Origin of the sequence: Halioxenophilus aromaticivorans, assembly GCF_042850945.1 — a bacterium.
Taxonomy (GTDB): Bacteria; Pseudomonadota; Gammaproteobacteria; order Pseudomonadales; family Cellvibrionaceae; genus Halioxenophilus; species Halioxenophilus aromaticivorans.
This window is the reverse complement of sequence record NZ_AP031496.1, coordinates 794120-806201: the sequence shown is the minus strand read 5'-3', so window position 1 is coordinate 806201 and position 12082 is coordinate 794120. Positions and strand designations below refer to the sequence as shown.

The following is a 12082-nucleotide window of genomic DNA, read 5'->3' as shown; positions in this document are numbered from 1 at the left end:
TCGTTTCGATAGTTATTGTTAGACGAAGAGGCTTGGCAAATCCTTGGGCAAAATAAAAAAAGCCCCTGAAATTATAAAAATTCAAGGGCCAAAGTTGAAGACAAAGCGTTTAATGACGATCAGCGGCAATCAGTCATCAGTTAAAATAGCGTGCTGGGATCGACGTAGTCGTAACCCAAAGAATCCGCCACGGCTTGGTAGGTTACCTTACCATCGTGCACGTTAAGGCCGGCCATTAGGTGTGGATCTGCGGCAACGGCTGCGCCCAGGCCTTTGTTTGCCAGCTGTAGGGCGAACGGCAGGGTGGCATTGGTGAGCGCCATGGTAGAGGTACGTGCTACACCGCCGGGCATATTGGTTACACAATAGTGCACCACGCCATCTACCACATAGGTAGGCTCTTGGTGAGAGGTGGGCTTGGAGGTCTCAAAGCAACCGCCTTGGTCAATGGCCACGTCTACCATCACGGCGCCGGGTTTCATATTGGCAACCATTTCACGGGTGATCAATTTAGGCGCAGCCGCACCGGGAATAAGCACGGCACCCACCACCAAATCTGCCTGGGCAGTTAGGGTCTCTAGCGCATCCACCGTGGAATACACGCAGTTAACCCGGCCGTTAAATTCGGTGTCCAATTGGCGCAGGCGCGGTAGCGAGCGATCTAAAATCGTGACGTTAGCGCCCATGCCCACAGCCATACGCGCGGCTTGGGTACCCACAACGCCGCCACCCACAATGAGTACATCCGCTGGGGCAACGCCCGGTACACCACCGAGTAACACACCCAACCCACCCTGGGCTTTTTCCAAATGGTGAGCGCCGGCCTGGATGGACATTCTGCCGGCCACCTCAGACATAGGCGCCAACAAGGGTAGACCACCACCAGGTGCGGTAACGGTTTCGTAGGCAATACAACTCGCACCGGAGTCCACCAGCAATTGAGTTTGGGTTGGGTCTGGTGCTAGGTGCAGGTAAGTGAACAGCAACTGGCCGGGGCGTAGCTTTTTGCATTCTTCCGGCTGAGGCTCTTTCACCTTTATGATCATCTCGGCGGTGGCAAAGATTTCATCGGCACTGGCAATAATAGTGGCGCCCGCAGCCTGGTAGAGCTCATCGGTAAAACCAATAGCGGTGCCGCCGTCGGCCTGCACTATAACTTGATGGCCCGCGGCCACAAGCTCACGCACACCCGCGGGCGTTAAGCCAATACGGTACTCATGGTTTTTAATCTCTTTTGGCACACCAATTAACATATCAGCACCCTCAGCTCAGACTAGGTTTATAACAACGAATTCCACCATCATATCGATTCGAAATAATGCAATTCACACTATTTATCGGCCCACCGCAGTGGAATCAGTGGTATTTAAGGTTGTAAACTGCAAACAGTCAGTGGATTCCACTTCATCCGAGTAACTGCCATGCACGACCTGGACAAAATCGACCGCAACATTGTTCGTACCTTGCAAAAAGACGGCCGTATTAGCTATGCCGAATTAGCGCGCCAGGTAGGCCTTAGCGCCACCCCATGTATAGAGCGAGTAAAGCGACTGGAAAAGGAAGGCGTGATTCGTGGCTACACCGCGTTGATCAACCCCACCTACCTAAAAGCCGCCATGGTGGTGTTTATCAATATTCGCCTAGCCCGCCAGCCGAAAAATATTTTCGACAAATTCAGAGAGGCGGCCCAAGCCCTGGCCGAGGTGCAGGAATGCTATTTGGTATCCGGCAGCTTTGATTACCTTATTAAAGCCAGGGTGGAAGATATGCGCGCCTACCGTAAATTCTACGGCGAAACCCTACTCACCCTACCCGGCGTGGTGGAATGCACCAGTTATGTGGTGATGGAAGAAGTGAAAGACACGTTAGAAGTGCCGGTGAGTTATGGGAATTAAGCCGGCTTACCACTCCACCTCAAAGGCTTAATACTATTGCTTAAAATGCGGATTAGAGTATTAATACCAACGGGTAATTTGCCGCTAACTGGCGGAAATATGTCACAATCCTTATAAGCAGGTTGAACACCGGCTATAGAAAGGCGCTGTCATCATTTATCCTGGATTGCCACAAAATTATGCCTATTTTAGTCCGCAATGCGAAGGGCAGGCGCAATCGCCATTAGGAGACCCTGTGATAAAACCACCTACACAACTATTTGTCATAACGGCGTTACTAGCTTTTGTACTTTGCGGCTGCGCTTCGACCGACGAACAGCTCTCATTTTACAATAAAATTGATGTCCCCATCCCGGTCAGCAGCGAAAGAACGGTACTTGGAAACGGACCAATGTTTGTCGCTCAGCAAACCCCACTACTTGTCTACCGAGTAATTAATCACGCCGAAATAACTGCTACTGGCTCTGACAAAAGTCCTTTTGAGTTTTTTACTTCTGTTTTTTCTAGCCCAGAGGGGACCGTCGAAAACTCGCTAATTTCTTCGTTGGAAGATTACACAATATCGGCCAAAGAGAAAGGCGGTATCAAGGTCTATTTCTTAGAAAATCATCAAGAAACTAAGTTATACATTACCTCTCCAGATCTCGATTTTGTCATTGAAGTGATATCAGAAGGTGAAGACTCACAGCACAACACCAATGCTATTTTCAACAAGATCAAACTAACCAACAGGACTTGAAAATGCCAGACCTATCTGATACGGAAATTAGAGAATTTCAGCAACTGCTTAAAAAAATCTATGGAAAGGAAGCTGAAACGTGGAATATAAACTTAGGCATATTGGAACTACTTGAAAAACTCCTGAGAAGGAGCAACTCCTGTGGCTCTTCCTTAGATTTGGTACCAAGACCACATTTCGCGGGAGGAGTAATCAAATGGGCAAGCAAACAAGCTAGAGACGCAATACTGAGACAATTCCGAAACAAAGACGAACATTACTACACATGCTTAAAAGGAGCTGCCATTGGCATGAAAACTCGCTTTGAACTTGCGTCAATGGGCATGTAACTTAGCATCAACTCAGCAAACAATAGTCCAAACATGTAGCTATTTTTTATGAGAAAAATATTTATCTCCCCAAAACCCTTTACTAATGGGCACACACAACACTCGATTTTACCACACACTATTTCCGACTTTTAGGTAGGCTTTCTATCCCAAAACATTCGAAGCAAGTTACACTCACAATAGAGGTAAGAATCTGCAAAGTAACCTAAGTAATTTATTATTAATAATGCGTAGCGAGCCTGAGATAAACCTGAAGGCCTTCGGTGTTTCGACAAGCCTTGCCAACACAATAGCAAGACTAGGCAAAATATACGACATAGAAAATTAATTGCTTAGCCTGTGGCAAGTGAGCAACCCAACAGTTGAGCTCTCCCCACTACAAATCCCCCATTCAGATTGGCCAACCTATGACATTCAAAGGTGGCGATCGCCCCGTACTGCGCACGCCCCAGAAAAGCGGTAATTAGCTGGCCCAAAAGGCTTAATAAACTCCGCCCCAGAGCGGCATAAAGTATTAACACCAGCAGTGCATTTCCCACCTAGCTTAAGAAATACGTCACAGTTTCTACATGAGGGCAGGCTACTGACTATTGAAAAACACTCTCATCATTTATTCTTCAAAGCTAATAAATGGTGGCGCCAGCCAATCTGAATGGTTAGCCACCGCGCCAGACAATAATCACAGTCAAAAACAGCCACAAGGAGTGAGGCATGACAGAATTCGCTTTTACCCAAAGACCAACCTCTATAACTGAACTGGCTTTAGGGCCGGAGGCAATGTTGCAATTCTGCCAAGCCAACCATGTGTCCGCCGATACCACACTGGATCGCTGCAAAGCCTATACGAATGCAGCTGCCACGGCGGCTAATTCTTCTATAATTAACCATATTAACAGCTTGCCGGCCAATCAACGCTTTGCTGTGGTGGATATCGTCCGCTATGCGCAAGAAGAAAGTATCGCCCTCGCCAAGTTTATGTACCGCTACTTCACCGAAGATAACATGAACCGACTGAATTCTTTCGTCGGCGCGGCCTCTACGGCGGCTGCGGCACGGTTGAGCTCGTTTGAAATTAAGATTGTGGAATACCAAACCGCCCTAAAAGAGTTGTGGCAGTTAACGCGCAATAATCGTCATGGCCGTGGCCCCGCCGCTGCAAAACAGCAAGCCAAAGAAAAGGTGCGGCTGGCCTACGAGGCGCTAGAGAAAGCCTATGCCACGGAGCTTGAAAAATACGCCCCACTGGCCTGGCGCAATAAAAACAGAGGCGACGCACTCAGCAACGCCGAACGAGGTATGACCCTCGCTAGCAGAAACCCCAATTCGTCAAAATTAGACCCACGCCTCAAGGTAGCTAACCGCATAGAGGCCAGTTGGCTTGGGTATTGTGGCAAAATTATGAATGTCGTCGGTAACGCAGCTGTTGCGGTGGACGCAGGACTTAGGGTTAAAGAAGTTTACGATATCCATGACGCCGGTGGCGACTGGATGCGTGAAAGCGCACGGCAGATGGTGGGATTTGGCCTAGGCGGTGCAGCGGGTATATATGCCGGCAAGGCCGTTATTGCGGGCGGAACTTGGCTGGCCGCCGCGTCGTCATTGACTCTTGCCGGGCCACTAGGATGGACTGTGCTAGGCGTGATTATCGGTGTAGGGTTGCTAACCGGTTTTACGGTGGGAATGACATTTGATGGCATCGGCAAATATTCCGCCGACTTGATTTGGGACTTACAACGATGAGTAAAGTCTACACGCTGGAGGACTATATATTCGTTTCTTTATTCTTAACCAGCTTTGTTCTATTGGCTATTTTCTGGATTGCCTTTGCGCGAATCAGCATGGCAAGGATTGAGCGTGATATAAAACGCGACCTGGGCACAAGGCCAGCAAAGTGGGACGGTATAGGTGCTCGAGCGGTCTGGTACAGCCACGCCATTGTGGTGCCTTTAGGTAAATGGAACCTGCCAAATGATCCACTTTTCGCAGTGGAACTGGTACGCAAATACGCCAAACCAAAAGACAAGACACTAGGTTTGCTATTTATGATTTCAGGCTACTCATTTTTGATTGTGGGTTTAAGCGGATTCATTATGGGTATTGGTTGAACCTTATAATTGATCGACTGGGCTTACCCCTAAAAAGTCCTTTGTGCTTCTGGCTAGCATACCCCGTTCAATTCTTCAGTCTGTGTCGTACTAGTCTGCGCTACCGCGCCAACAACTCACCACCGTATTTAATCAAAGAATACAGCCCCACCCCGCCACTACCACCCAGGGTTAGCGTTCTAATCACTATAGGTTTTGCGTATTGAATGACATGGCGGGAAACGTAGTAGCCCACCAGCATGCCAGGGATAAGCTTTGCGGTGAGCTCTACATCGTGCCAACTGACTCGGCCAAACAACCCCAGCGTGACCAGCGAAATAATACAGCCCAGCAAAAAGTAGGTTGATAGATTGGTGATGATTACCTTGGGCGGTAACGAATGGTAGAGCAGCGCCATAGGCGGGCCACCTATTGCGACGATGGTGCCACTAAAGCCGGATATAAAACCGCAAATGGAGCCGGTGATTGGGTTGATGGCCAGCCGTATGCGGCACAGCGTTAGACACACGGCCAGCAACAGTAGCAGCGCAAAGATAAAGCCAAACCAGCTGCGATCCAACCAGGCCACCACCCAGGCGGCCACTACCACGCCCACGGTTTGGCCCACCATGGGCCAGCGCACTAAATCGAACGCCAGCTCGGTGCGGTTGATCATCAACACCATGGTCATCATAACCAGCGATAACATGATCAATGGAACCGGCAGATACTCTGGGTTGATTAAGAAGATGATGGAGGCGCTAACCACGCCCAAGCCAAAACCGATAATGCCCTGCACCAGAGCACCCAAAAAAACGATAAAGTTTAATAAGAGGATTTCCGGCATGGTTCAGTGCGCCGCCCAGGCGTTATACAAACCAATGCAACTGATCACCAACAGAGCGGAGCCAACCACCTGCATAAACACTTTGGTATCGGAGTTGACCAAGCGGCGATGGATGCGCAGGCCAATAACATGGCCCACGGCAGCACAGGGCAACAACCACAACTGCGAAGCCAGCTGCAGATCCACGCCAGCCACCACAAACGCCGCCATTTTTATGGTGACTAGAATAATCCACAGCACAAATAGGGTATCGCGCAGTTTGTGTTTATCTACGTGGTTAACGAACACCGAGATAATTAACGGCGCGCCGATGAGAGAAATACCGCTGATGTAGCCGCCTAGCATTAAAAAGAAGCCATCCACCAAGCGGGATTTACTTTTAAGCGGTTTATTAAAAATATAAGACAGCGAATAGGCACCCACAATGATGTAGATGGCGGCGGTCATTAACGTATTTGGCAGTACGATTACGCCGAACACCCCCAGCAATTTGGGGATAATCATTATACCCAGGGCCTTCCACAGGTATTGCCAATCCACTGTGCTGTTGGCCTCAGCTTCAATGCCGCCCATCAACGTGGCGCGGTTGTTTTGCCAAACAGTAAGACCGGCGAAAAACAGCAAATGAATGCTAACAATGGGCAAAAACACCAGGGGCTCATCTAATATCAGCAGCAAAAATGGCAACGCCATTACCGAGCCACCAAACCCCAAACCGGAACGTACCAAGCCGCTCCACACAAAAATCAGCCCAATCAGCACATGCTGGAGCAAGGTTAAATCAGACATAGTACTGCCTTAGATACCGGCAAAACCCGGCTTTAAAAAAACGACAAAAAACAAATCAAAAAAGAAAAAACAACAACGAAAAAGGCAGCCATTTGGCTGCCCTAAAATAAACGCTTAAGTCTAAGCCTTGCTAACCCGCGCCCGAATACTTTCGATATCCGCCCTGGGTGTGGCGGCGAACAAGGTTTGCGTGTATTCGTGCTTGGGGGCTGTGAACACATCGTCCCGGCTGCCGTATTCTACAATTTCACCAAAGTACATCACCAATACCTCATCGGCGATGTATTTCACTACAGACAGATCGTGGCTGATAAACACATAGGTAAGGTTTAGCTCGTCTTGCAAATCCGCCAGCAAATTGAGAATTTGTGCCTGTACTGATAAATCCAAGGCGGATACCGGCTCATCCAACACCAACAAACTGGGGGTTAGCATTAACGCCCTGGCAATAGCCACCCGCTGGCGCTGACCTCCGGAAAACATATGCGGGTAACGATTGTAGTGCTCCGCCCCTAGGCCGACTTTATCCAGCATTTCCATGGCCAGTTGTTTACGCTCCGCAGCCGACTTATCGGTATTGAGCAACAGCGGCTCTTCCAACACCTTGCCAATTTTTTGCCGAGGGTTGAGCGAGCCGTAGGGGTTTTGAAACACGATTTGCACCTTGCGGCGCAGTTCTGGTGTCAGCTTTTGCTGGCGAATATCAATGGCTTGGCCATCGATGAGTAGCTCGCCGGTGGTGGCCGGGTCAATTAACGTGAGAATGCGCGCCAGGGTAGATTTACCACAACCAGATTCCCCCACCACGGCCAGGGTTTTGCCTTTTTTCACCGAAAAACTTAACCCTTTGAGCGCCTGTACGGTTTTTTGTTTGCCAAACAAACCACCGGATTGATGGTAATCCCGGGTGATGTTTCTGGCTTCCAATACCGTTTGGCCATTGACGTTGCCAGGCTCACTCATGATAAGCCCCCCGCAAAATCAGCCACAGTGGGCAGCCGGTCGCCCGTTGCGTTTTCCGGCAGGGCCGAAAGCAACGCTTTGGTGTAGGGGTTTTGCGGTGATTCAAATAATTCCAGAACCGGCGCCTCTTCCATTAAATTACCTTTGTATTGCACCACCACTCTATCGGCAGTAGAGGCCACCACACCCATATCGTGGGTAATCATAATCAGGCCCATGCCGGTTTGCTGCTGAAGGTTAAGCAGCAACTCCAAAATTTGCTTTTGAATGGTGACATCCAACGCCGTGGTTGGCTCATCGGCGATTAATAATTTGGGCGAGCAAGCGATAGCCATGGCGATCATTACCCGCTGGCACTGGCCGCCGGATAACTGGTGAGGGTAGCTTTTTAATCGGCTTTTGGCCTCGGGGATTCCCACATCGTTGAGTAATTCTAAGCAGCGATCTTTACGGGCCTTGCGCGGTAAATCGGTGTGGGCTGTCAAAGCCTCGTTGAGTTGGAATTCGATATTAAAACAGGGGTTAAGCGAGGCGATGGGCTCTTGGAAGATCATGGCGATTTCACGGCCCACCAGGGTGCGGCGTTGCTTGGGCGACAGCGCCTGTAAATCTTGACCATCAAACATTATGTTATCGGCGGTTACCGTGGCGGTATTGGGCAGCAAGCCCATAATGGCCAGCATTGCCACGGATTTACCGGAACCAGATTCGCCCACAATGGCCATAACCTCGCCACTGTTTACCCGATAACTCACGCCATTGATGGCGCGAAACGGGCCACTGGCGGTGGCAAATTCAACGACGAGATTGTCGATTTGTAACAGGGCCACAATTAACTCCGCTTCAGTTTGGGGTCTAGCGCGTCGCGCAGGCCATCGCCCACCAGATTAACGGCCAGCACGGTGACTAAAATAGCAATGCCAGGAAAGGTCACCACCCACCAGGCGCGCAAAATAAACTCCCGCGCCTCGGCCAACATAGTGCCCCACTCCGGTGTAGGCGGTTGCGCCCCCATCCCCAAAAAGCCCAGGGCGGCTGCATCTAAAATGGCGTTAGAAAACGACAGCGTTGCCTGCACGATTAAGGGCGCTAAACAGTTGGGCAGAATGGTGTAAAACATTAAGCGCAGATGACTACTACCAGCCACCTTGGCCGCCACCACGTATTCGCGGTTGCCCTCGGCCAGTACTGCGGCCCGGGTTAAACGCACAAAATGCGGTTGGTAAACCAAGGCGATGGCGATAATGGCGTTGATTAAACCGGGGCCTAAAATAGCCACCAACACCAACGCCAACAGCAGCGCCGGGAACGCCAAAATAAGGTCCATTACCCGCATAATAACGGTATCTACCCAACCCTTGGCGTAGCCAGCAACTAAGCCCAGCACCACGCCGCCGAGCAGGGTAAACGCCACCACCACGCAGCCAATAAACAGCGAAAAGCGGGCGCCATAAATAAGGCGCGATAACATATCTCGGCCAACGGCATCGGTGCCCAACAAAAATTGGCTAGAACCGCCCTCGGCCCAGGCCGGCGGCATTAAAAAGTGATCTCGGTACTGAAAATCCGCCGGGTGCGGGGCAATAATTGGGGCAAATACGGCCACCACCACCAGGGCGGCAAACACCACCAAGCCCACCACGGCGCCTTTGTTTTGCGAAAAATAAAACCAAAACTCGCGCAGGGCAGAGCGTTCTTGTTCGACGGTAACGGTTGTTGTGGTCATGGGTTAGTTCCTAATCCGAGGATTAATAAACCCATAGAGCACATCTACGGTTAAATTAACGAGCATGATAATTCCGGCAATTAACAGCAGCGCGCCTTGCACCACAAAGTAATCGCGCCGGGTGATGGAATCGATAAGCCACTTGCCAATACCCGGCCAAGAGAAAATGGTTTCGGTGAGAATGGCACCGGCCAGCAACACGCCCACCTGCAGGCCAATGGTGGTAATCACCGGGATAAGCGCGTTACGCAGGGCGTGCACACCAATTACCCGAAAGGGGCTAAGGCCTTTGGCCCGTGCGGTGCGCACATAATCTTCACCCATAACCTCTAACATGGCGGAGCGAGTTTGGCGGGCGATGACCGCCAGAGGGATGGTTGCCAGCACGATGGAGGGCAACACCAAATGATGTATTGCCGATAGAAACGCGCCCTCTTCGCCTGAGAGAATACTGTCTATCAACATAAAGCCGGTGACCGGCTCTACCCAATACAGCAAAGAAATGCGGCCAGAAACCGGCGTCCAACCCAGGGTGCCAGAGAATAAAATAATCAGCAGCAGGCCCCACCAAAAAATCGGCATGGAGTAGCCCACCAGAGCCACCCCCATAATGGATTGATCCACAAAACTGCCACGCTTGCTGGCGGCAATTACACCCAGGGGAATGCCCACGGCCACGGCAATGATAATGGCACAAAAGGCCAGCTCCACCGTGGCCGGGAAAAGCGCTAAAAACTCTTCCAGCACCGGCCGTTTTGAGGCAAAAGAAATCCCCAGGTCGCCCTGGAGCACATCACCCAAATAGCTAAAATACTGCTGCCAAATGGGCCGATCGAACCCCATTTGCTGCATCAACTCCGCCTTGCGCTCGGCTGACATGCCCCGCTCACCGGCCAGCAGTTCTAACGGGTCGCCAGGCAGTAAGCGGATAAACGAAAAGGCAATTACTGTAACGCCCAAAAAGGTCGGGATGAGAACCGCTAACCGGCCGAGGATAAACTTAAACATAGAGCGCTAGGTTACTCGATATCCACACCATCAAACCGGTGATACCCCAATGGGTCTACGACGAAGTTTTTCACCTTAGTAGACATGGGCTTGTATACCAGAGAATGCGCGATGGTGGCCCAGGGCGCTTGCTGTTTAAAAACTAGCTGGGCCTTTTTGTACAACTCAGTGCGGGCGTCTTGATCGGTGAGGGTTTTGGCCTCTTGGATCAATTGTTCGAACTCTTCGTTACACCACTGCGCCCGGTTGGATGAACCCACAGCGTCGCAGCTGAGCAATACCGCCAGGAAGTTATCTGGGTCGCCGTTGTCACCGGTCCAACCCATGAGCACTGCACCATCGCGCTTAACGTCTTTGGAGCGAGATAAATACTCACCCCATTCATAGGACACAATGCTCACATCCACACCAATTTTGGCGAAATCCGATTGCATCAACTCAGCCATACGACGGGCGTTAGGGTTATAGGGGCGCTGCACAGGCATGGCCCAAATTTTTAGCGAAAGATCTTTAACCCCAGCCCCGGCCAACAGTTGCTTGGCTTTTTCTGGATTGTATTCGTCATCCACTACGTCGTCGTTGTAAGACCACATGGTGGGCGGAATGGGGTTTTTAGCCACCATGCCGGCACCCTGGAATACGGCATCCAATATGGCTTTTTTGTTGATGGCCATATTCAGCGCGCGGCGCACTTCGGGCTTATCGTAGGGCGCTTGCTGGGTGTTGTAGGCCAAGTAGCCCACGTTTAAGCCCTGTAATTCTTCCAGTTTTAATTTTTTATCGGCGCGAATTAAATCGATGTCCGCCGGGTTAGGGTAAGGGTAAATATGGCATTCGCCGGCTTTCAATTTTTGCAGGCGTACCGAGGCGTCGGTGGTAATGGCAAAAATCAGAGCATCTAAGGGTTGTTTGCCCGCCCAGTAATCGGCGTGGGCGCGGTAGCGAATCACCGCGTCTTTTTGATACATCAAAAATAAGAACGGCCCGGTGCCCACCGGCTGCTGATTAAGCATTTCTTTTTTGCCCTGCTGGGCCAGAGTATCGGCGTACTCCTTAGACATAATAGAGGCAAAATCCATGGCCAAATTGGCGATCATGGGGGCTTGGGGGGCGGTAAGCATAAATTTAACGGTGTAGTCGTCTACTTTAACCACGTCTTGCAGCAGACTGGGCATAGACATGGATTCAAAATATTCCCAAGAGGTGCCCGGCGTGTACTGGTGCCAAGGGTGGGATTTATCCAGCTGGCGTTTAAAGGTAAACACCACGTCGTCGGCGTTGAAGTCTCTCGTGGGTTTAAAAAAACGGGTTTTATGGAATTTAACGCCTTTACGCAAATGGAAGGTGTATTCCTTGCCATCTTCAGAGATGTCCCAGCTTTCGGCCAGGCCCGGTTCTATCTCGGTGCCGCCGTGCACAAACTCCACTAAGCGGTTGTACACCGCTCGGCTGGAGGCATCAAAGGTGGTGCCCGAGGTATACAACGCCGGGTCAAAGCCTTCCGGTGAACCTTCAGAGCAATAAAGCAGGGATTTGGCCGCTTGGGCGGGCAGCGTCACTGCCAACGCTAAAGACAATAATGCGGATCGAATCAAAGAGGCATTCACGTAAGCGGTTCCTTCACCAGAATTCGGGGCTGCAGCATCGATGCTGCAGGTTGATCATGCGCTACAGCATGATACGCGCTGCGGGGCCAGTAAAC

The 12082-nt window shown here is 50.7% G+C and carries 13 protein-coding genes; 5 read left to right on the top strand and 8 right to left on the bottom strand.

All coding sequences use genetic code 11. The features are described from left to right. Positions 1 to 140: 140 nt before the first annotated feature. Entirely contained in the window at positions 141 to 1253 is a 1113-nt protein-coding gene (gene ald, locus ACGHM3_RS03655; RefSeq protein ID WP_345420207.1) for an alanine dehydrogenase, read from the bottom strand. Positions 1254 to 1421: 168 nt separating this feature from the next. Between ald and ACGHM3_RS03650 the strand changes: the two genes are divergently transcribed. The 5 genes from ACGHM3_RS03650 to ACGHM3_RS03630 all read left to right on the top strand — a co-directional run bounded on the left by ACGHM3_RS03650 (position 1422) and on the right by ACGHM3_RS03630 (position 5068). Continuing rightward, a complete protein-coding gene (locus ACGHM3_RS03650; RefSeq protein ID WP_345420204.1) occupies positions 1422 to 1895 on the top strand; it encodes an Lrp/AsnC ligand binding domain-containing protein in 474 nt (157 codons plus the stop codon). A 235-nt stretch (positions 1896 to 2130) separates the two neighbouring features. Further along, entirely contained in the window at positions 2131 to 2634 is a 504-nt protein-coding gene (locus ACGHM3_RS03645; protein WP_345420201.1) for a hypothetical protein, read from the top strand. Between the two features lie 2 nt (positions 2635 to 2636). Then, a complete protein-coding gene (locus tag ACGHM3_RS03640; protein ID WP_345420198.1) occupies positions 2637 to 2963 on the top strand; it encodes a hypothetical protein in 327 nt (108 codons plus the stop codon). A gap of 711 nt (positions 2964 to 3674) precedes the next feature. Continuing rightward, on the top strand, positions 3675 to 4703 hold the full coding sequence (locus tag ACGHM3_RS03635) for a hypothetical protein (protein ID WP_345420195.1): 1029 nt from the start codon (positions 3675 to 3677) through the stop codon (positions 4701 to 4703). Next, a complete protein-coding gene (locus ACGHM3_RS03630) occupies positions 4700 to 5068 on the top strand; it encodes a hypothetical protein (RefSeq protein WP_345420192.1) in 369 nt (122 codons plus the stop codon). Before ACGHM3_RS03635 ends, ACGHM3_RS03630 begins: the two co-directional genes overlap by 4 nt. Positions 5069 to 5168: 100 nt before the next feature. Here the strand turns inward: ACGHM3_RS03630 and ACGHM3_RS03625 are convergent, their stop codons facing one another. The 7 genes from ACGHM3_RS03625 to ACGHM3_RS03595 all read right to left on the bottom strand — a co-directional run bounded on the left by ACGHM3_RS03625 (position 5169) and on the right by ACGHM3_RS03595 (position 11987). Continuing rightward, positions 5169 to 5894 (bottom strand): sulfite exporter TauE/SafE family protein, encoded by a 726-nt coding sequence (locus tag ACGHM3_RS03625; RefSeq protein WP_345420189.1) that lies wholly within the window; start codon positions 5892 to 5894, stop codon positions 5169 to 5171. A gap of 3 nt (positions 5895 to 5897) precedes the next feature. Next, positions 5898 to 6683, bottom strand: coding sequence for a sulfite exporter TauE/SafE family protein (locus ACGHM3_RS03620; protein ID WP_345420186.1), 786 nt, complete (start codon positions 6681 to 6683; stop codon positions 5898 to 5900). A 120-nt stretch (positions 6684 to 6803) separates the two neighbouring features. Then, entirely contained in the window at positions 6804 to 7646 is an 843-nt protein-coding gene (locus ACGHM3_RS03615; protein ID WP_345420183.1) for a dipeptide ABC transporter ATP-binding protein, read from the bottom strand. Next, positions 7643 to 8476 carry an ABC transporter ATP-binding protein gene (locus ACGHM3_RS03610; RefSeq protein WP_345420180.1) on the bottom strand — a complete coding sequence of 278 codons (834 nt, stop codon included), beginning with the start codon at positions 8474 to 8476 and terminating at the stop codon, positions 7643 to 7645. Before ACGHM3_RS03610 ends, ACGHM3_RS03615 begins: the two co-directional genes overlap by 4 nt. A gap of 2 nt (positions 8477 to 8478) precedes the next feature. Then, a complete protein-coding gene (locus ACGHM3_RS03605) occupies positions 8479 to 9372 on the bottom strand; it encodes an ABC transporter permease subunit (RefSeq protein WP_345420178.1) in 894 nt (297 codons plus the stop codon). Positions 9373 to 9375: 3 nt separating this feature from the next. Next, on the bottom strand, positions 9376 to 10380 hold the full coding sequence (locus ACGHM3_RS03600; RefSeq protein ID WP_345420175.1) for an ABC transporter permease subunit: 1005 nt from the start codon (positions 10378 to 10380) through the stop codon (positions 9376 to 9378). A gap of 11 nt (positions 10381 to 10391) precedes the next feature. Continuing rightward, positions 10392 to 11987 carry an ABC transporter substrate-binding protein gene (locus tag ACGHM3_RS03595; protein ID WP_345420173.1) on the bottom strand — a complete coding sequence of 532 codons (1596 nt, stop codon included), beginning with the start codon at positions 11985 to 11987 and terminating at the stop codon, positions 10392 to 10394. Between the last annotated feature and the right edge of the window lie 95 nt (positions 11988 to 12082).

What these genes read in the sequence shown, in the direction of transcription:
- ald (WP_345420207.1), bottom strand. Translation starts at nt 1,253, where the DNA reads ATGTTAATTGGTGTGCCAAAAGAGATTAAAAACCATGAGTACCGTATT.
- ACGHM3_RS03650 (WP_345420204.1), top strand. Translation starts at nt 1,422, where the DNA reads ATGCACGACCTGGACAAAATCGACCGCAACATTGTTCGTACCTTGCAA.
- ACGHM3_RS03640 (WP_345420198.1), top strand. Translation starts at nt 2,637, where the DNA reads ATGCCAGACCTATCTGATACGGAAATTAGAGAATTTCAGCAACTGCTT.
- ACGHM3_RS03635 (WP_345420195.1), top strand. Translation starts at nt 3,675, where the DNA reads ATGACAGAATTCGCTTTTACCCAAAGACCAACCTCTATAACTGAACTG.
- ACGHM3_RS03630 (WP_345420192.1), top strand. Translation starts at nt 4,700, where the DNA reads ATGAGTAAAGTCTACACGCTGGAGGACTATATATTCGTTTCTTTATTC.
- ACGHM3_RS03625 (WP_345420189.1), bottom strand. Translation starts at nt 5,894, where the DNA reads ATGCCGGAAATCCTCTTATTAAACTTTATCGTTTTTTTGGGTGCTCTG.
- ACGHM3_RS03620 (WP_345420186.1), bottom strand. Translation starts at nt 6,683, where the DNA reads ATGTCTGATTTAACCTTGCTCCAGCATGTGCTGATTGGGCTGATTTTT.
- ACGHM3_RS03615 (WP_345420183.1), bottom strand. Translation starts at nt 7,646, where the DNA reads ATGAGTGAGCCTGGCAACGTCAATGGCCAAACGGTATTGGAAGCCAGA.
- ACGHM3_RS03605 (WP_345420178.1), bottom strand. Translation starts at nt 9,372, where the DNA reads ATGACCACAACAACCGTTACCGTCGAACAAGAACGCTCTGCCCTGCGC.
- ACGHM3_RS03600 (WP_345420175.1), bottom strand. Translation starts at nt 10,380, where the DNA reads ATGTTTAAGTTTATCCTCGGCCGGTTAGCGGTTCTCATCCCGACCTTT.